At 63.3% G+C, this 19,997-nt stretch carries 13 protein-coding genes and 2 pseudogenes; 12 read left to right on the top strand and 3 right to left on the bottom strand.

What is annotated here, in order from left to right; all coding sequences use genetic code 11:
- Positions 1-47: 47 nt before the first annotated feature.
- Together ACQ4W0_RS22635 and ACQ4W0_RS22630 are read left to right on the top strand one after the other, a co-directional pair.
- Positions 48-1,559 carry a polyamine aminopropyltransferase gene (locus ACQ4W0_RS22635; protein WP_436578798.1) on the top strand — a complete coding sequence of 504 codons (1,512 nt, stop codon included), beginning with the start codon at positions 48-50 and terminating at the stop codon, positions 1,557-1,559.
- A complete protein-coding gene (locus ACQ4W0_RS22630) occupies positions 1,559-3,190 on the top strand; it encodes an NAD(P)-binding protein (RefSeq protein WP_436578797.1) in 1,632 nt (543 codons plus the stop codon). The genes ACQ4W0_RS22635 and ACQ4W0_RS22630 overlap by 1 nt, the downstream gene beginning before the upstream one ends.
- A gap of 48 nt (positions 3,191-3,238) precedes the next feature.
- On the opposite strand, the gene mmsB is transcribed toward ACQ4W0_RS22630, so the two are convergent.
- The 3 genes and pseudogenes from mmsB to chvE form a co-directional block, all read right to left on the bottom strand.
- Complete coding sequence (gene mmsB / locus ACQ4W0_RS22625) at positions 3,239-4,456, bottom strand: multiple monosaccharide ABC transporter permease (protein ID WP_436578796.1); 1,218 nt, start codon at positions 4,454-4,456, stop codon at positions 3,239-3,241.
- Positions 4,446-5,988, bottom strand: a pseudogene (gene mmsA / locus ACQ4W0_RS22620) (multiple monosaccharide ABC transporter ATP-binding protein). Before mmsA ends, mmsB begins: the two are co-directional and overlap by 11 nt.
- A 110-nt stretch (positions 5,989-6,098) precedes the next feature.
- Positions 6,099-7,121, bottom strand: coding sequence for a multiple monosaccharide ABC transporter substrate-binding protein (chvE, locus tag ACQ4W0_RS22615; protein ID WP_436578940.1), 1,023 nt, complete (start codon positions 7,119-7,121; stop codon positions 6,099-6,101).
- Between the two features lie 429 nt (positions 7,122-7,550).
- On the opposite strand from chvE, the pseudogene ACQ4W0_RS22610 reads away from it, so the two are divergent.
- The 10 genes and pseudogenes from ACQ4W0_RS22610 (at position 7,551) to araD (ending at position 19,990) form a co-directional block, all read left to right on the top strand.
- A pseudogene (locus ACQ4W0_RS22610) lies at positions 7,551-8,711 on the top strand (fumarylacetoacetate hydrolase family protein).
- Between the two features lie 27 nt (positions 8,712-8,738).
- On the top strand, positions 8,739-9,506 hold the full coding sequence (xylB, locus tag ACQ4W0_RS22605) for a D-xylose 1-dehydrogenase (protein WP_436578795.1): 768 nt from the start codon (positions 8,739-8,741) through the stop codon (positions 9,504-9,506).
- Entirely contained in the window at positions 9,503-11,290 is a 1,788-nt protein-coding gene (locus ACQ4W0_RS22600; RefSeq protein ID WP_436578794.1) for an IlvD/Edd family dehydratase, read from the top strand. Before xylB ends, ACQ4W0_RS22600 begins: the two co-directional genes overlap by 4 nt.
- A 92-nt stretch (positions 11,291-11,382) precedes the next feature.
- The gene (gene xylF, locus ACQ4W0_RS22595; RefSeq protein WP_101484799.1) at positions 11,383-12,357 is read left to right on the top strand and encodes a D-xylose ABC transporter substrate-binding protein; all 975 of its coding nucleotides are present in this window, start codon (positions 11,383-11,385) and stop codon (positions 12,355-12,357) included.
- Positions 12,358-12,459: 102 nt separating this feature from the next.
- Positions 12,460-14,031: a D-xylose ABC transporter ATP-binding protein gene (gene xylG / locus ACQ4W0_RS22590; protein WP_436578793.1), complete on the top strand. Its 1,572-nt coding sequence runs from the start codon at positions 12,460-12,462 to the stop codon at positions 14,029-14,031.
- Positions 14,028-15,170, top strand: coding sequence for a sugar ABC transporter permease (locus ACQ4W0_RS22585; protein ID WP_436578792.1), 1,143 nt, complete (start codon positions 14,028-14,030; stop codon positions 15,168-15,170). The genes xylG and ACQ4W0_RS22585 overlap by 4 nt, the downstream gene beginning before the upstream one ends.
- A 32-nt stretch (positions 15,171-15,202) precedes the next feature.
- Complete coding sequence (locus ACQ4W0_RS22580; RefSeq protein ID WP_436578791.1) at positions 15,203-16,402, top strand: XylR family transcriptional regulator; 1,200 nt, start codon at positions 15,203-15,205, stop codon at positions 16,400-16,402.
- Complete coding sequence (locus ACQ4W0_RS22575; RefSeq protein ID WP_436578790.1) at positions 16,399-17,166, top strand: aldose epimerase family protein; 768 nt, start codon at positions 16,399-16,401, stop codon at positions 17,164-17,166. The genes ACQ4W0_RS22580 and ACQ4W0_RS22575 overlap by 4 nt, the downstream gene beginning before the upstream one ends.
- An 83-nt stretch (positions 17,167-17,249) precedes the next feature.
- Positions 17,250-18,263 (top strand): 2-dehydro-3-deoxygalactonokinase, encoded by a 1,014-nt coding sequence (locus tag ACQ4W0_RS22570; protein WP_436578789.1) that lies wholly within the window; start codon positions 17,250-17,252, stop codon positions 18,261-18,263.
- Complete coding sequence (araD, locus tag ACQ4W0_RS22565; protein ID WP_436578788.1) at positions 18,260-19,990, top strand: L-arabinonate dehydratase; 1,731 nt, start codon at positions 18,260-18,262, stop codon at positions 19,988-19,990. Before ACQ4W0_RS22570 ends, araD begins: the two co-directional genes overlap by 4 nt.
- Positions 19,991-19,997 lie beyond the last annotated feature (7 nt).

Below are 19,997 nucleotides of genomic sequence, written 5' to 3'. Positions count from 1 at the left end.
AATGAGTATTTGATAACGTCAACGCATATTAGAACAAAATAAGTCCAATGAACAAAAAGATTCTGATCTTGTCCGTCTTCGTGGTCGCCTCCTGCGGCCTCGCGTATGAGCTGATCGCCGGGGCGATGTCCAGCTACCTGCTCGGCGACTCCATCCTGCAGTTTTCCACCATCATAGGCTGTTACCTGTTCGCGATGGGTGTGGGCGCTCACTTTTCAAAGTATGTGCAGGACGACGATGTGCTCTCGCGCTTCGTCGACATCGAACTGGCCGTAGGCCTGATCGGTGGTCTGTCGGCCGCCATCCTGTTCATGACCTTTTCGTGGATGGCCGCGCCATTTCGCACCTTATTGTATGTGATGGTGTTCCTGATCGGCGCACTGGTCGGCATGGAGGTGCCGCTGGTGATGCGCGCCCTGAATTCGCGCCAGACGGAATTTAGTGAACTTGTCAGCCGCGTGCTCACCTTCGATTACCTGGGCGCGCTGGCCGTCTCCCTGCTGTTCCCGCTGGTGCTGTCGCCGTACCTGGGGCTGGTGCGCACGGGCTTCCTGTTCGGCATGCTCAACGTGGGCGTGGGCCTGTGGACGATCTGGGTGTTCCGCGCGGAGCTGAAGAACCTCACGGGGCGCTTGCTGCGCGCCTGCGCCGTGATGCTGGTGCTGATCGCCGGCTTTGCCCTGTCGGACCGCATGGTGGCCTGGGGCGAACACGGCCTGTTCGGCGACCAGATCGTGTATTCCACCACCACGCCCTACCAGCGCCTGGTGATCACGCGCTGGAAGGACGATACGCGTTTGTACATCAATGGCAATCTGCAGTTTTCCTCACGCGACGAATACCGCTACCACGAGGCGCTGGTGCACCCCGTGCTGGAAGCGTTGCCGTGGGCGCGCCGCGTGCTGGTACTGGGCGGCGGCGATGGCCTGGCCTTGCGTGAAATCCTGCGTTATCCACAGATCGAGCACGTCACCGTGGTCGACCTCGACCCCGCCATGACGGCCGCGTTTACCACGCGCCCGGAACTGGCGAAACTGAATAACAGCGCGTTCTCGGACAAGCGCGTCACCGTCGTCAATGCCGATGCCGCCGTCTGGCTGCGTAACAATGGCGACATGTTCGACGCGGCCATCGTCGATTTCCCCGATCCGTCCAGTTTCGCGCTGGGCAAGCTGTATTCCGTGCCCTTCTATGACCTGGTGAAAAAGCACCTGGCGGCCAAGGGCCTGATGGTGGTGCAATCGACGTCGCCGTTCTTTGCCCCACATGCCTACTGGACCATCAATTCGACCCTGCGCGAAGTGGGCATGCGCACCTGGCCGTACCACGCCTACGTGCCCTCGTTCGGCGAATGGGGTTTTATTCTGGCCTCGCCCCAGCTCGACTACAAACCGCCCACCAGCTACCGCCTGCCCATGCGCTATCTGAATGCGGACACCACGCGCGAGATGTTCATCTTCCCGCCCGACATGCAGCCGCTGCCGATGGCGCCGAATCGCTTGAATACCCAGTCGCTCGTGCATGAGTTCGAGCAGGACTGGAACCGGGTGATCCGCTGATGCAGCGCCGCTCTTTCATGCTGTGGGCTGCCGGTGGCACTGCGGCGGCCGCCGCTGGCATCGGCAGCATCGCCGCATATCTGCGCTGGCAGGAGATCACGCCGACAGTGCTGTATCCGGGCCGCAGCGAAGGGCACTATTTGCGCAAGCTGCTGCGCGAACGCACGGCGCTGCCGGCGCCTTCACGCACTTTGAGTACCGACGTGGCCATCCTCGGTTCGGGCATTGCCGGTTTGACGGCCGCGTGGCGCCTGAACAAGCTGGGGCACACCGATTTTTTGATGGTCGACGGTCCTCAGCCGTATGGCAACGCGGCGGGCGGTCACTTCGGCGACCTGGCTTATCCGACCGGCGGCCATTACCTGCCGCTGCCTTCGCCCGAATCGACCCATGTGCGCGAGATCCTGTTCGACCTGGGGATTATCCAGCGCGATCCGCAGGCGGAAAAACCATATTACGACGAGCGTCTCATCCTGCATGCGCCGGAAGAGCGCCTGCTGTTTAACGGCCACTGGCAGGACGGCTTCATTCCCACCGAAGGCGTGCTGCCCGAGGAACTGGCGCAGCACGAGCGCTTCTTTGCCGAGGTACGGCGGCTACGCCAGGCGCGCGGCAACGATGGCAAACGCGTGTTTGTCTTCCCTACCGTGGAGTCGTCGCAAGACCCGGCCTGGAAGGCGCTCGACGCCATCACCTTGAAGCAGTGGATGGAGCGCGAAGGCTATACCTCGCCCACCCTGCACTGGTATTTGAATTACTGCTGCCGCGACGATTACGGCACGCGCTACGACCAGGTTTCGGCCTGGGCCGGCCTGCATTACTACTGCAGCCGCTGGGGCCAGGCAGCCAATGCGGGCAACGGCGCCTGGCTGACCTGGCCGGGCGGCATGCAGCCCGTGGCCACGGCCATGGAGCAAGCGTCAAAAGTGCAGCGCCATTCCGGCACAGTGGTCTCGCTCACCACTACGGCAAATGGCGTGGAAGCGCTGTGCCTGGAACTGGTCGACGGCCAGCCGCGTACTTACCTGGTCAAGGCGCGCAAGGCCATCTGCGCCATGCCACTGTATGTGGCGGCGCGCGTGGTGAACAATATCGCCGACTATGGCTTCGACGCGAAACGCGATACGCCCGCGTATGCGCCGTGGCTGGTGGCGAACTTCCTGATGAAACGCTTTCCCGACGAATTGCCGCATGCGCCCCTGTGCTGGGACAACGTGGTGTACCAGGAACCGGGCCTCGGTTATGTCGTTTCCACGCACCAGGATATCCGCGTGCGCCCGCCCGAGAAAACCGTCTTCAGCGCCTACGTGGCCCTGTCCGACCGCATGCCGCAGGCAGCACGCAAATGGCTCGATACGGCCACGCCTGAGGAATTGCTGGCGCTGGCCAGCGTTGACCTGAAAACGGCGTATGGACGCGATTTTGCCAGCTGTGTCGAGCGGGTCGACATCACCGTGCGCGGTCACGCCATGGCCGCTCCCTTGCCCGGTTTTCGCAGCAATGCAGGGTTGAAGGCGCTGCGTGAACACGATGGCGCCATCCTGTTTGCGCATGCCGATTTATCAGGTTTTTCCGTGTTTGAAGAAGCGGCGTGGTGGGGGGACAGGGCAGCGCGGCTGGCCGTGGCATAAAAAAGGCCGGCGCAAGCGCCGGCCTGAGCCCCCTAAGGCTCGAACCGGTCACTTGTTCTTGTTGATCACGTCGATGAAGACGGCTGCCAGCAGCACCAGGCCCTTGATCACTTGCTGGTAGTCGATGCCGATGCCCATGATGGACATGCCGTTGTTCATTACGCCCATGATGAAGGCGCCGATGACGGCTCCCATTACCTTGCCCACGCCACCCGAGGCCGAGGCGCCACCGATGAAGCAGGCGGCGATCACGTCCAGCTCGAAACCCGTGCCTGCTTTTGGCGTGGCCGTGTTCAGGCGCGCCGCGAAGATCAGGCCCGCCAGCGCGGCCAGCATGCCCATGTTGACGAAGGTGTAGAAGCTGACCCGTTCCGTCTTGATGCCTGACAGGCGCGCCGCCTTCTCGTTGCCGCCGACGGCGTACACGCGGCGGCCCAGCACGGTGCGGTTGGTAATGAAGGTGTAGGCGACGATGAGCAGCGACATCACGGCCAGCACGTTGGGAAAGCCGCGGTACGACGCCAGCAGGTAGCTGAAATACACCATCACGGCGGCGAAGATGGCGTTTTTCAGCAGGAAGAAGGCGCGCGGTTCGTTTTCCATGCCGTGCTTCAGTTGCTTGGCGCGGCTGCGCAGCGAGGTGATGATCAGCGCCGCAGCGGCGATCACGCCCAGCAGCAGCGACAGGCCGCGCAGGTTTTCGCCGCCGAACGGGTCGGGCAGGAAGCCCGAGCTGAGCATCTGGAAGCCTTCCGGGAAGGGGCCGACCGACTGGCCTGCCAGCAGTGCCAGGGTCAGGCCCTTGAATACCAGCATGCCGGCCAGGGTGACGATGAAGGACGGGATCTTGAAAAAGGCGACAAAATACCCTTGTGCGCCGCCGATGACGGCGCCGGCGATCAGGCAGATGATGCTGGCGGCGACAAAATTCATGTGGTAGTTGACGATCAGGACCGCCGCCAGCGCGCCGACGAAGCCGACCACCGAGCCAACGGATAAATCGATATGGCCGGCCACGATGACCATCAGCATGCCCAGCGCCATGATGACGATGTAGCTGTTTTGCAGCACCAGGTTGGTCAGGTTCAGCGGCTGCATCAGGGTGCCGTCGGTCATGTACTGGAAAAAGCCCATGATGACGATCAGGGAGAGCAGCATGCCGTAGTCGCGCATATTGTTTTTCAAGAAGCCGGCATAGCTCTTCGCGGCCGGCGCAGTGCCGGTGGTGGCGCCTGCCGCCGCTCCCGCTGTTAGTTTATTGTCCATTGTTTTCTCCGTGTGTAACGATCGCGCGCATGATTCGCTCCTGCGATGCTTCTGCTGCGCTCAGTTCGGCCGCGAAGCGGCCTTCGTTCATGACATAGATCCGGTCGCACATGCCCAGCAATTCCGGCATTTCCGAGGAAATCATGATGATGCATTTGCCTTCGGCGGCCAGCTCGCTGATGATGCTGTAGATCTCGTACTTGGCACCGACGTCGATGCCGCGGCTCGGCTCATCGAGAATCAGGATGTCGGGGCGCGAAAACAGCCACTTCGCCAGCACCACTTTCTGCTGGTTGCCGCCGGACAGATTGACCACTTTTTGCAGGATGCTCGAACAGCGGATTTTGAGCTTGCGGCGGAACTCGTCGGCCACGCCAAACTCGCGCGCCTCGTCGATGACCGTGCGGGTCGATACCGCGTCCAGGTTGGCCCAGGCTGGTGTTTTTCTTGATGTCTTCTTCTAAGATCAAGCCCAGGCCCTTGCGGTCTTCGGTGACATACGCGAGACCATGGGCGATCGCCTTGCCGATGGTGCTGACGTCGATTTCCTGGCCATTCTTGAGCACCGTACCGCTGATGCGCTGGCCATAGGCGCGCCCGAAAATGCTCATCGCCAGTTCCGTGCGCCCAGATCCCATCAAGCCGGCGATGCCGATAATTTCGCCCTTTTTGGCATGCATGCTGATGCCCTTGATGACGGGGCGGTCGGCATGCTCAGGATGGAACACGCGCCAGTCGCGCACCTCGAAAATGGTCTCGCCGATGGTGGGCGTGCGCGGCGGATAGCGGTCTGCCATCTCGCGCCCGACCATTTTCTCGATGATGCGGTCTTCGCTGACGGGTTCGATGCGGCAGTCGAAACTGTCGACCGTGTTCCCGTCGCGCAGCACCGTGATGGCGTCGGCGACCCGTGAAATTTCATTGAGCTTGTGCGAGATCAGGATCGATGCGATGCCCTGGCGTTTCAGGTCCAGCAGCAGGTCGAGCAGGGCCGCGCTGTCGCTTTCGTTCAGGCTGGCCGTCGGTTCGTCGAGGATGAGCAGCTTGACGTCCTTGCACAGCGCCTTGGCGATTTCGATCAGCTGCTGCTTGCCCACGCCCAGATTGGTGATCAGGGTGTCGGGCGATTCCTTCAGGCCAACTTTGTGCAGCAGTTCGCGCGTCTTCGTTTGCGCGTATTCCCAGTCGATGACGCCCATGCGGGCCGGTTCGTTGCCGAGAAAGATATTTTCGGCGATCGACAGCAGCGGCACCAGCGCCAGTTCCTGGTGAATGATGATGATGCCGATTTCTTCGCTGTCCTTGATGCCGCGGAAGTGCCGCGTCTGGCCCAGGTAATCGATGTCGCCCGTATAGCTGCCATGGCCGTAGACGCCGCTCAGCACTTTCATCAGGGTCGATTTGCCGGCGCCGTTTTCGCCGACGATGGCGTGGATCTCGCCGCTGCGCACCCGCAGGTTGACATTGTCGAGCGCAACGACGCCCGGGAATGTTTTGCGTATCCCGCGCATTTCCAGGATAGTGTTCGTCATATAACCTCTCTGGCACGGCCGCGCTGGTCGGCGGGTCGTGCGGCAGTCTTGTTCTTGATCGTGCATGAAGCGAAAGGCCCGGCAGCGCCGGGCCTTCAGTACCTTGATGCTTATTTCACTTGCGCTTCCGTGTAGTAGCCGCTGCCGGTGACCAGCACCTGCTTCCAGTTCGCCTTGTCGACGGTGACGGGTTTGAGCAGATAGGACGGTACGACTTTCACGCCGTTGTTGTAGGTCTTCGTATCGTTGACGGTCGGTACCTTGCCCGACATCATGGCGTCGACCATGTTCGCCGTCACCTTGGCCAGTTCGCGCGTGTCCTTGAACACGGTCGATGCCTGTTCGCCGCGGATGATCGATTTCACCGACGGGATTTCCGCATCCTGGCCCGTCACGACGGGGAAGGGCTGTTTCGGCGTGCCGTAGCCGACGCCCTTGAGCGACGACAGGATGCCGATGCTCAAGCCGTCATACGGCGACAGCACCGCGTCGACGCGCGCATTGCCGTAGTAGGCGCTGAGCAAGTTGTCCATGCGCGCCTGCGCCACGGCGCCATCCCAGCGCAGGGTGGCGACCTTTTCCATGCCCATCTGTTTCGAGCGTACCACCAGCTTGCCGCTGTCGATGTAGGGTTTCAGGACCGACAGCGCGCCGTTGTAGAAGAAGTGCGCATTGTTGTCGTCGGCCGAGCCGCCGAACAGTTCGATATTGAACGGACCTTTGCCTTCCTTGAGTTTCAGCGCCGATTCGATATAGCCAGCTTGCAGCACGCCGACCTGGAAGTTGTCGAAGGTGGCGTAGTAATCGATGTTTTTCGTGCCGCGGATCAGACGGTCATACGAAATGACCTTGATGCCCTTGTCGGCCGCCTTTTGCAGCACGTTCGACAGTGTGGTGCCGTCGATGGCGGCGATCACCAGCACCTTGGCGCCCTTGGTGATCATGTTTTCCACCTGCGCCAGTTGGTTCGGGATATCGTCGTCGGCAAACTGCAAGTCCGTCTTGTAGCCGCGCTCCTTGAATACCTTCACCATGTTGTCGCCGTCGGCGATCCAGCGCATGGACGACTTGGTCGGCATCGAGATGCCGATGGCGCCCTTGTCGGCGGCACTTGCCATGGGCATTACGGCCATGCCGGAGATGGCCAGCGCCAGGCTCGCGGTCAGCATTTTCATTGTTGTTTTCATTTCAGGTCTCCACCGTCTTCGATAGTTGAATGTGCCAGGGCCGTCGTCCCAGTGGGCGGGCTCCGTGCGGATGGCCGATTGCAGGCCACGGCTGATACTAGTTTGTCCATCCATCCCTCACCAATCACTTTTTTCGCATCGGCGATATCCAAAACGGTATCAATGGGCTAATTGGTGCAATGCGCCATGCCGCCCCTTCCCGCCTGCGGACAGGGCAGGCACGGGGGCCGGGTAGCGGCTTTTTTTGGTGCGTTGCAATACCAATAATCATCATCCAATTTGGTGATTTTCGTAATTGCGGCGACACAGGCCGGCGCGCAGAATCGGTCCGAACTTGAAGACCAGCCATCCCGTCACGCTCTTTTGAAAGCCGCCATGCTGCCGATTTCTCCCGCCTCCCTGTTGCCCGCTGACGTAGCGCAGGCCCTCCTCATCGGCCGCATCTGGCGTGATGGCCCATGCGTCGTCGCCGTGCGCGGCGGTGAAGTGGTGGACATTACGCAGACGGTAGCGACGGTGGCCGAGCTGTTCGAGCGCAGCGATGCGCTCGATATCGCCCGCCATGCGCCGGGTATCGCGCTCGGCCCCGTGCAGGCGCTGATGGCGCAGGCGCTGGCCGCGCCGGCAGGCGAGCCGCTGCTGCTGGCGCCGTGCGACCTGTAGGCTGTCAAGGCGTGTGGCGTGACCTTCGCCGTCAGCCTGCTGGAACGGGTGATCGAAGAACAGGCGGGGGGCGACGCGGCACGCGCGGCGAGCTTGCGCGCCGCCCTGCAATCGACCCTGGGCAGCGATCTGTCTGCATTGAAGCCTGGCTCGGATGCGGCGCAGCGGCTGAAACAGCAGTTGCAGCAGCGCGGTGCCTGGTCGCAGTACATGGAAGTGGGGATCGGCCCCGATGCGGAAGTGTTTACCAAGGCGCAGCCCATGTCTTCCGTCGGCTGCGGCGCGCAGGTGGGGCTGCTGCCATCGTCCGCCTGGAACAACCCCGAGCCGGAGATCGTCCTGGCCGTGAACAGCCGCGGTGAGGTACTGGGGGCTTCCCTGGGCAACGACGTCAACCTGCGCGATATCGAAGGGCGCAGCGCCCTCTTGCTGGGCAAGGCCAAGGATAACAACGGCTCCTGCGCCATCGGCCCCTTCATCCGCCTGTTTGACGAAGGCTTCACGCTCGATACCGTGCGCCAGGCGGAAGTGTCGCTACTGATCGAAGGCGCGGACGACGGCTTTGTCCTCGAAGGCGCCAGCTTCATGCGCGAAATCAGCCGTGACCCGCTGGACCTGGTGCGCCAGACGGCCGGCCAGTACCACCAGTATCCCGACGGTTTCATGCTGTTCCTCGGCACCATGTTCTCGCCCGTGAAGGACCGCGGCGCGCAGGGCGGCGGCTTTACGCACCACCTGGGCGACCGGGTCACCATCGCCAGCGCCGCACTGGGTGCGCTGGTCAACGAAGTGCAGTGCTGCGATGCGATCCCTCCCTGGACGTTTGGCGTGCGCGCGCTGTACCAGAACCTGGCCCAACGCGGTTTGCTTTGATCCGATAATTTTAAGAAGAGAGACACCATGCAGCATGCAACTTACCCCAGCCTGGCAGGTCAGCGCGTCGTCATCACGGGCGGCGGCACCGGCATCGGCGTAGCCATCGTCGAGGCGTTCGCGCGCCAGGGCGCCCACGTCACCTTTCTCGACATCGCCCGCGAGGCGTCGCTGGCGCTGCAGGAACAGCTGGCGCACTTGCCGCAGCCGCCCGTTTTCCGCTATTGCGACCTGACGGACCTGGGTGCGCTGGCCGCCACCTTCGCCGAGATCGAGAACGCCAGCGGTGGCACCGATATCCTCATCAACAACGCGGCCAATGACGACCGCCACCAGTTGCAGGATGTCACGCCCGCCTACTGGGATGAGCGCATCGCCGTCAACCTGCGCCACCAGTATTTCTGCGCGCAGGCAGTGGCGCCTGCCATGCGCGCCAAGGGCAACGGCGTGATCCTCAATCTGGGATCGATTTCCTGGCACCTGGCGCAAGCTAAGCTGTCGATCTACATGACGGCGAAAGCCGGCATCGAGGGCTTGACCCGTGGCCTGGCGCGCGACTTGGGCGTGCATGGCATCCGCGTCAACTGCATCATTCCCGGGGCCGTACGCACGCCGCGCCAGGAAAAGCTGTGGCATACGCCGGAAGCGGAAGCGGTGATCCTGCAGGGACAATGCCTGCAAACGCGCGTGGAGCCGGAAGACGTGGCGGCGCTGGCGCTGTTTCTCGCGTCCGATAACGCGGCCAAGTGCGCGGGGCGCGAATACTACGTCGACGCAGGCTGGTACGGAGCATGAACATTCCAGCCCAACGCCCGGCGCGGCGCTTCCGCTCGCAAGACTGGTTCGACAATCCCGACCACATTGACATGACAGCGCTGTACCTGGAACGCTTCATGAACTACGGGATCACGGCCGAGGAGCTGCGTTCGGGCCGGCCCATCATCGGCATTGCGCAAAGCGGCAGCGATATCAGTCCCTGCAACCGCATTCACCTGGAACTGGCGCAGCGCGTGCGCGACGGCATCCGCGACGCGGGCGGCATTCCCATGGAATTCCCGCTGCACCCGATCTTTGAAAATTGCCGCCGCCCCACCGCCGCGCTGGACCGCAATCTGGCGTATCTGGGCCTGGTGGAGATCTTGCACGGCTATCCGATCGATGCCGTGGTGCTGACCACCGGTTGCGACAAGACCACGCCAGCCCAGCTGATGGCTGCCGCCACGGTAGACATTCCCGCCATCGTGCTGTCGGGCGGCCCCATGCTCGATGGCTGGATGGACGGTGAACTGGTGGGTTCTGGCGCCGCCATCTGGAAGGGCCGCCGCCAGTTGTCTGCCGGCTTGATCGACAACGACAAATTCCTGCAGATAGCCGCCGCCTCGGCGCCGTCGGCCGGCCACTGCAATACCATGGGCACGGCATCGACCATGAATGCGCTGGCCGAAGCGCTGGGCATGTCGCTGACGGGCTGCTCGGCCATTCCCGCGCCGTACCGTGAACGGGGCCAGATCGCCTATGCCACGGGGCGGCGCATTGTCGACTTGGCGTTCGAGGACGTCCGTCCATCGAGCATACTCACGCGTGAAGCATTCTTGGACGCCATCATCGTCAATGCTGCCATCGGCGGCTCGACCAACGCGCAACCGCATCTGATGGCTATGGCCCGCCATGCGGGCGTGGAGTTGTATTCGAGCGACTGGATGGAGCACGGCTACGACGTGCCGCTGCTCCTGAACATGCAGCCGGCCGGGAAGTATTTGGGCGAGCGCTTCCACCGCGCCGGCGGCGTGCCGGCCGTGATGTGGGAGTTACAGCAGGCGGGTTTGCTGCATACGGAGCGCCCCACCGTCACGGGCCAGACGATGGCGGCCAATCTGGCCGGGTGCGAAAGCGCGGACCGCGAGATGATCCGCCCGTTTGCCGCGCCATTGAAGGAAAAGGCCGGTTTCATGGCCTTGCAGGGCAACCTGTTTGACTTTGCCATCATGAAGACCAGCGTGATCTCGCCCGCTTTCCGTGAGCGCTACCTGAGCACGCCTGGCAGTGTAGGCGTGTTCGAGGCGCGCGCCATCGTCTTTGACGGTTCAAACGACTACCACGCGCGCATCAACGATCCGGCATTGGCGATTGACGATAGCTGCATGCTGGTCATGCGCGGCGCCGGTCCCGTGGGCTGGCCCGGTTCTGCCGAAGTGGTCAACATGCAGCCGCCCGATGCCTTGCTCAAGGCGGGCATCCTGAATTTGCCGACACTGGGCGACGGGCGCCAGTCGGGCACCTCGGACAGCCCTTCGATCCTGAACGCCTCGCCGGAAAGCGCCGTGGGCGGCGGCCTGGCGCTGCTGCGCACGGGCGACATCGTCCGCGTGGACTTGAGCGCAGGCCGCTGCGACATGCTGGTCGATGCCTTTGAGCTGGCGCGTCGCGCGCAGGAGTTGCCGCCGCCAGTCAACGACAGCGCCACGCCGTGGCAGGAGATGTACCGCGCCAGCGTGGGCCAGCTGGAAACGGGCGCTTGCATGGAGCTGGCACTGAAATACCGCGCCGTGGGACAGACCCTGCCACGCCATAACCACTGATTTATGAAGCCGCAACACCCGTAGTGAAAAAACGTCGTTAAAAAAATCCAACAAGGAGACACGTAATGAACAAGATCATCAGTGCAGCCATCATGACCGCCATGCTGGCATTGACAAGCAGCGCCGCCCTGGCCGATGCGAAAAACCCGAAGATTGGCTTTTCCATCGACGATCTGCGCGTAGAGCGCTGGACGCGCGACCGCGATTTCTTCATCGCCGCCGCCGAGAAACAGGGCGCCAAGGTGTTCGTGCAGTCGGCAGACGCCAGCGAACAGCGCCAGATTTCGCAGATCGAGAACTTGATCTCGCGCGGTGTGGACGTGCTGGTGATCGTGCCGTTCAACGCCACAGTCCTCAACAACACCGTCAAGGAAGCGAAAAAGGCCGGCATCAAGGTGCTGTCGTATGACCGCCTGATCCTGAACGCCGATATCGACGCGTATATCTCGTTCGACAACGAGAAAGTGGGCGAGATGCAGGCCGAAGGCGTGACCAAGCTGCAGCCGAAGGGCAATTACTACCTGCTGGGCGGTTCGCCGACCGACAACAATGCCAAGATGCTGCGCGAAGGCCAGATGAAGGTACTGAAACCGTTCATCGACAAGGGCGACATCAAGATCGTCGGTCAGCAGTGGGTGAAGGACTGGAGCGCCACCGAAGCGCTGTCCATCGTGGAAAACGCGCTGACGGCCAACGGCAACAAGATCGACGCCATCGTCGCCTCGAACGACGGCACGGCCGGCGGCGCCATCCAGGCGCTGGCCGCGCAAAAACTCGCTGGCAAGGTGCCGGTCTCGGGCCAGGATGCCGACCTGGCGGCGGTGAAACGCGTCATCGCCGGCACGCAGTCGATGACCGTCTACAAACCGCTGAAAACCATCGCTTCGGAGGCGGCCAAGCTGGCCATCCAGCTGGCGCGCAATGAAAAGCCGGCCTACAACTCCAGCTATGACAACGGCCTGAAAAAAGTCAGCACGGTGCTGCTGAAACCAACACCGCTGACCAAGGCAAATGTGAACATTCTCGTCGACGACGGCTTTTATACCAAAGCTCAGTTGGGCAACTAAAAGCAGGGGTCAGACCCGCCGGGGGAGTACGCCCCAATGGGACGCACTCCGATCCCGCAGGGACTGACCCCTGATTTCTGTTAATCCGCAACGAGAGTGAGCATGTCTGAATATCTTCTTGAAATGAAAGGCATCGTCAAACAGTTTGGCGGTGTCCGCGCGCTTGACGGCATCGACCTGCAGGTGCGGGCGGGTGAGTGCATCGGCCTGTGCGGCGAGAATGGCGCCGGCAAGTCGACCCTGATGAAGGTGCTGTCCGGCGTCTACCCGCACGGCACCTGGGATGGCGAGATCCTGTGGGATGGCCAACCCCTGCGCGCGCAGTCGATCCGCGACACGGAAGACGCGGGCATCATCATCATCCACCAGGAACTGATGCTGGTGCCGCAGCTGTCCGTGGCCGAGAATATCTTCATGGGCCGCGAGCTTACCCTGCCGGGCGGGCGCATGCATTACGCGGCCATGTACAAGCGCGCCGACGAGCTGCTGCGCGAACTGAAAATTCCCGAACTGAACGTGGCGCAGCCCGTGATGAATTACGGCGGCGGCCACCAGCAGCTGGTGGAAATCGCCAAGGCGCTCAACAAGAATGCGCGCTTGCTGATTCTGGACGAACCGTCGTCGTCGCTGACGGCCTCGGAAATCGCCGTGCTGCTCGATATCCTGCGCGCCCTGAAAGCCAAGGGCGTCACCTGCATCTATATTTCGCACAAGCTCGATGAAGTGGCGGCCATCTGCGACACCATCGTCGTCATCCGCGATGGCAAGCATATCGCCACCACGCCGATGGCGCAGATGAATGTGGAACGCATCATCGCGCAGATGGTGGGCCGCGAAATGAGCCAGTTGTATCCGCAGCGTACGAAAAAAGACGCGATCGGGGAGGTGTTGTTCGAGGCGCGCCACGTCACCTGCATCGATGCCGACAACCCGCGGCGCAAGCGCGTCGACGATGTGTCATTCACCCTGCGCAAAGGCGAGATCCTCGGCATCGCCGGCCTGGTGGGGGCGGGACGCACGGAACTCGTCTCGGCCCTGTTCGGTGCCTACCAGGGGCCGTGCCAGGCCGAAGTGTGGCTCGATGGGCGCCAGATCGACACCTCGTCTCCGCAGAAGGCCATCGCCATGGGCCTGGCCATGGTGCCGGAAGACCGCAAGCACCACGGCATCGTGCCCGACCTGGACGTGGGCCAGAACATCACCTTGTCGGTGCTGGGCCAGTTTGCGCGCGCCACGCGCATCGATGGCGAGGCGGAATTGACGGCCGTGCGCGGCGAGATCGCCCAGCTGGAACTGAAGGCAGCCAGTCCGTCGCTGCCCATTACGAGCCTGTCGGGCGGCAACCAGCAAAAGGCCGTGCTGGCGAAGATGCTGCTGACGCGCCCGCGCGTCTTGATCCTCGACGAACCCACGCGTGGCGTCGACGTAGGTGCCAAATATGAAATCTACAAATTGATGCTGGCGCTGGCCGACCAGGGCGTGGCCATCATCATGGTCTCGTCGGAGCTGGCCGAAGTGCTGGGCGTATCCGACCGCGTGCTGGTGATGGGCGAAGGCCGGCTGCGCGGCGACTTTATCAACGATGGCCTGAGTCAGGAAACCGTGCTGGCGGCGGCGCTGGCCCAGCACCCGGCGCCCGCCGCCCCTACCGCCTACAAGGAACCCGCAGCATGAAACCGCACAGTATCAAACAGCTGTTCACCCAATACAAGATGCTGGCCCTGCTGATCGCGGTGGCGCTGATCTGGGCCTTCTTTTCGTGGAAGACAGAGGGCAGTTTCCTCACGCCGCGCAACCTGTCGAATCTGCTGCGCCAGATGTCCGTCACCGGCATCCTCGCCTGCGGCATGGTGCTGGTGATTATCGCCGGCGAGATCGACCTGTCGATCGGCTCCTTGCTGGGACTGTTGGGCGGCATCGCCGCCGTGCTGGATGTGACGCAGCACTGGCCGCTGGCGCTGAATCTGGCGGCGGTACTCGGCTGCGGTCTGGTGATCGGTCTCTTGAATGGCTACCTGACGGCGTACCGGGGCATCCCGTCCTTCATTGTGGGTCTGGGCGGCATGCTGGCGTATCGCGGCATCCTGCTGGGCATCACGGGCGGCATCACGATCGCGCCCGTTTCCGAGCCGCTGGTGTACCTGGGACAGGGCTATCTGCCCGCCTTGCCCGGCATCGCGCTGGGCATCGGCCTGTTCCTGCTGGCGGCCTTCCTGACCTGGCGCGCGCGCGCCAGCCGCGCGCAACACGGCTTGCCGCAGACGGCGCCCTGGGCCGATGGCTTGCGCCTGGCTGTCATCGGCGCCGTGCTGTATGCGTTCGTGCAGACCCTGAACGGCTATGAAGGCATCCCGCTGCCCGTGCTGTTGCTGCTGGCCTTGCTGGGACTGTTCAGCTACATCACCAGCCAGACCGTGTTCGGCCGCCGCATCTACGCCGTGGGCAGCAATATGGAAGCGACGCGCTTGTCCGGCATCAACGTGAAAGCCGTCAAGCTGTGGATCTTCGGCATCATGGGTTTGATGTGTGCGCTGGCAGGCCTGATCAATACGGGCCGCCTGGCGGCCGGTTCGCCCTCGGCCGGCACCTTCAGCGAACTCGATGCCATCGCCGCCTGCTTCATCGGCGGCACCTCGATGCGCGGCGGCTCGGGCACCGTGTACGGCGCCCTGATCGGCGCGCTGGTGATGGCCAGCCTGGATAACGGCATGTCCATGCTGGACGTGGACACCTACTGGCAGATGATCGTGAAAGGCAGTATCCTCACTTTGGCCGTGTGGGTCGATGTCAGCACGCGAGCAGGGCGCAGATAGCCGTGAAACGATCTGGCACGGGAGGAGACACCATGAAGATGCCGACCGCGCACCGGATCGCGCTGCTGTTTAACGGGAATAAAATCTACGACCGCGACATCATCGCGGGTATCGCCGCCTACCTGAACACCACGCGCGTGTCGTGGGACCTGTTCCTGGAAGAGGATTTTCGCTGCCGCCTGCCCGGCATCGAGCGCTGGCAGGGCGACGGCATCATCGCCGATTTCGACGATCCCGCCGTTTGCGCGGCGCTGGCGCACAGCCGCCTGCCGGTGGTGGCCGTGGGCGGCTCGTATGCGCGCGCCGAGGATTACCCTGCCGGCATCCCGTACGTGGCGACCGATAATTTCAAGATCGTCAAGCTGGCCTATGAACACCTGGTGGAAGCGGGCCTGACGCGCTTTGCCTGTTTCAGCCTGCCCGAGGCCGATGTCAACCGCTGGGCGCAGGAGCGCGAAACGGCGTTTTGCGCATTGATGGAGCGCGATCACATGCGCGCCGACGTGTACCGGGGCGTCGCCACCAGCGCGCCTTCGTGGGACGAAGCGGTGGAGCAGCAGATCGCCTGGCTCAACAGCCTGGAAAAACCCGTCGGCATCATCGCCGTCAGCGATGCGCGTGCGCGCCAGCTGCTGCAAGCCTGCATGCACGCGGGCATCGCCGTGCCGGAGCAAGTCGCCCTGATCGGCATCGACAACGACCCGCTGGCGCGCATGCTCACGCGCATTCCGCTCAGTTCCGTGATCCAGGGTACCGAGGAAATGGGCCGCACGGCGGCGCATTTGCTGCACCAGATGCTCAACGGCGCGCGCCTGTCCGGCACGCGCATCCTGGTGCCGCCGGCCGGCCTGAACGTGCTCGCTTCCACGCGCCACCAGCCCTTTCAGCATCCGCAGGTGATGCAGGCGCGCCATTTCATCCGCCAGTATGCCTGCCAGGGCATCAAGACGGAGCAGGTGGCCGATTACGTGGGCGTGTCGCGCTCCTCGCTCGAAGCGCACTTTCGCCACGAGCTGGGGCGCAGCGTGCACGATGAAATCCTGCATTTCAAACTCGATGCGGCCAAGACTTTGCTGGCGCGTGGGCCGGGACAGGTGGCCGAGGTGGCCGTGCGTTGCGGCTTTACCACGGTGCAGTACATGCATGCCGTCTTCAAGCGCGAACTCGGTTGCACGCCGCGCGAATTCCAGCAGCGCAGCCAGCCACCGCCCGCCCCCGGACAGGCGCCATGATGCATACCCTGCGCAACGGGCGCGGCATGCGCGTGGCCATCGACGCGCACGATGCCAGCGTGCGGGCCTGGTGGGCGCCCGACCGCTATGGCCGCCTGGCCGATGTGTTGGGCGCGGTGCCCCCTGCGGCGCGTGCGCCCACGGGCTGGCAGTGCGCGCCGCCGGACGACGGCCACTTGCTGTTGCGCCTGACACAAGACGGCCTGTCGGTGCGCCTGGCTTACCGGCTCGACGAGGATGGCAGCCTGCACCTCGACTGCGTCGCCACGGCCGAGACGGCTTCCCGTTTTGCGCTTGCGGCGCCCCGCTTCAATCTGCAGGGCAGGGGGGCTGCCGTGGCCGACCATGTGCTGCGCCTGGCCGCTGATCGCTATTGGCCGGGGGGCCGCACGGGCGAGGCGCCGCTTGATGTGGCGGGCAGCGCCTTTGACTTCCGCCAGCCGGCGCCCCTCGCTTCTCGCCTGGCCTGGCCGGCATTGGCGCATTTAACTGGGTTCCGGCATGACTTTTACTGGACGAGCAGCGGCCAGTTGCGCGAGGCGGCACGGGTTGCCGACCCTGCGTCGGGCCGGGTCTTGCGTTTTTCCAGTACCCAGGAAAGTTGCCATCTGTATTCCGATACGCGCTGTTTTTCCCTGCTGGCGCAGGACGTGCAATTGCTGCCGGGACAGGTGATGCGCTTCAAGCTCGCCTACCGTCTGGGCGTGCAGGATATTGATGCGTTTGACATATCCGAACCGGTATCAATGATGTCAAATAAGTGATTGGTCAGATATGCGGGGCAGTTCTACCATGGGGTAGTTTTTCCTCATTTGTTTTTGCCCTTACCGACGCTGCGAATCTGCCCATGAACATACTCACCATCGATGCCGGCACCACCAATACGCGTACCTTGCTGTGGCGCGCGGGCGCCGTCATCGCCCAGGCGCAGCTGGAAACGGGCGTGCGCAATACCGCCATCGATGGCCATAACGGTGCGCTGAAACAGGCGCTGCGCGACACCATCGCCAGCGTGCTGGCCAGCGCGGGCATCGCGCCGTTCGAGGTGGACCTGGCGCTGGCCTCGGGCATGATCACCTCGCCCATGGGCGTGCAGGAAGTGCCACACTTGCCGGCGCCTGCCGGCCTGGCCCAGCTGGCGCAAGGCATGCAGGCGGTGGACTTGCCCGACGTGCTGGCGCAGCCCCTGTGGCTGATCCCCGGCGTGCGCAACCAGCATGGCGCCGTCGGCCTGCATAACGTCGAGGCGATGGACATGATGCGCGGCGAAGAGACGGAAGTCGTCGCCCTGCTCGAGCGCCTGCAGTTGCGCGGTGCGGCGACCTTGATCATGCCCGGTTCGCATACCAAATTGATCAGCGTGGACGAGCAGCGCCGCATCCTCGGCTGCAGCACCACCATCGCGGGCGAGCTGCTGCAGGCGATCACCCAGCACACCCTGATCAAGCAATCGGTCGATGGCGGTTTTGCGCAGACCCTGGTGCCGAAAATGCTGCTGGCCGGCGCGGCCGCGGCGCAAAAAACGGGACTGGCGCGCGCCTGCTTCAGCGTGCGCACCCTGGGCCAGTTCAGCGCCGTCGAATGCAATGAGCGGGCCAATTTCCTGATGGGCGCCGTCCTCAGCGGCGACTTGCTGGCGCTGCGCAACAGCACCGCCATCCAGATGCGGCCCGATACGCCGCTCGTCATTACCGGCAAGCCCATGTTGCGCCAGGCACTCGGCTTGCTGATCGAAGAACATGGATTTTTTTATGGCAAGCGCATCATCGTCGACGACCAGCAGCAAGCCCATCTGGCCGGTCACGGTGCGCTGCTGATCGCCGCCGCGCGCGGCTTGATTTCCCGGCAGGAGACGGTATGAGTGACAACAAGAACAAGCGTCCCTTGCGTTCGCAAGCATGGTTTGGCGGCGACGACAAGGACAGTTTTATTCACCGCAGCTGGATGAAGAACCAGGGTTATCCCGGCGATGCCTTCGATGGCCGTCCCGTCATCGGCATCTGCAATACCTGGTCCGAGCTGACGCCCTGCAATGGCCATTTCCGCGACCTGGCCGAGATGGTCAAGCGCGGTGTGCTCGAAGCGGGCGGTTTTCCCGTCGAATTTCCCGTGATGTCGCTGGGCGAGACGAATCTGCGCCCGACGGCCATGCTGTTCCGTAACCTGGCCAGCATGGATGTCGAGGAATCGATCCGCGCCAACCCGATCGATGGCGTGGTGCTGTTGACGGGCTGCGACAAGACCACCCCGGCCCTGCTGATGGGCGCGGCCAGCGTGGACTTGCCCACCATCGTGCTGTCGGGCGGCCCCATGCTGAACGGGAATTATCGCGGCAAACCGATCGGTTCGGGCACCGACGTGTGGAAGTTTTCCGAAGACGTGCGCGCCGGGCGCATGACGTCCGCCGAATTCAAGCAGGCCGAATCGTGCATGTCGCGCTCCGCCGGCCACTGCATGACCATGGGCACGGCATCCACCATGGCCAGCATGGTCGAGGCGCTGGGCGTCACCCTGCCCGGCAACGCCGCCATTCCCGCCGTCGATGCGCGCCGCAAGCTGCAGGCGCAGCTGACGGGCCGGCGCATCGTCGACATGGTGCATGAAGACCTGAAACTGTCGCAGATCCTCACGCGCGACGCGTTTGAAAACGCCATCATGGTCAACGGCGCCATCGGCGGCTCGACGAATGCCGTGATCCACCTGCTGGCCATTGCCGGGCGTATCGGCGTGGACATGCGCCTGGCCGACTGGGACCGCCTGGGCCGCGACATTCCCTGCCTTCTCAACCTGATGCCGTCGGGCCAGTACCTGATGGAAGATTTTTACTATGCGGGCGGCTTGCCCGTGATCATCCGCGACTTGCTGGGCAAACTGAATGGCGACGCGCTCACCGTCACGGGCGCCAGCATGGCCGTCAACGTGGCCGAAGCGGAAAATTTCAATCCCGAGGTGATCACGCCGCTGGCGCAGCCATTCAAGGACGAGGGCGGCATCGCCGTCCTGCATGGCAACCTGGCCCCGCGCGGCGCCGTCATCAAGCCTTCCGCCGCCTCGCCCGAACTGATGCAGCACCGTGGCCGCGCCGTTGTCTTCAACAGCATCGAGCATTATAAAAAGCGCGTCGACGATCCCGCCCTCGATATCGATGCCAGCTGCGTGATGGTGCTGCAAAATTGTGGCCCGCAGGGCTATCCGGGCATGGCGGAAGTGGGCAATATGGGGTTGCCGAAAAAACTGCTGGAGCAGGGCGTGCGCGACATGGTGCGCATCTCGGATGCGCGCATGAGCGGCACGGCCTACGGCACGGTGGTGCTGCACGTGGCGCCGGAAGCGGCCGTCGGCGGGCCGCTGGCGCTGGTGCGCGATGGCGACATGATTGAACTCGACGTGGCGGGACGGCGTTTGCACCTGGATGTCGACGAGGCCGAGCTGGCGCGCCGGCGCGAAGAGTGGCGCGCTCCTGAACCGGCCATGAAGGGCGGCTATCAGGCTATGTACATCAAGCACGTGACGCAGGCCGACGAAGGCGCGGACCTGGATTTTCTCGTCGGCTGCCGTGGCTCGGCGGTTCCGCGCGAATCACACTGAAAAACAA

The sequence above is a fragment of the Janthinobacterium breve genome, from assembly GCF_051380895.1.
GTDB lineage: Bacteria > Pseudomonadota > Gammaproteobacteria > Burkholderiales > Burkholderiaceae_D > Janthinobacterium.
This window is presented reverse-complemented; position numbering and strand designations above follow the sequence as displayed.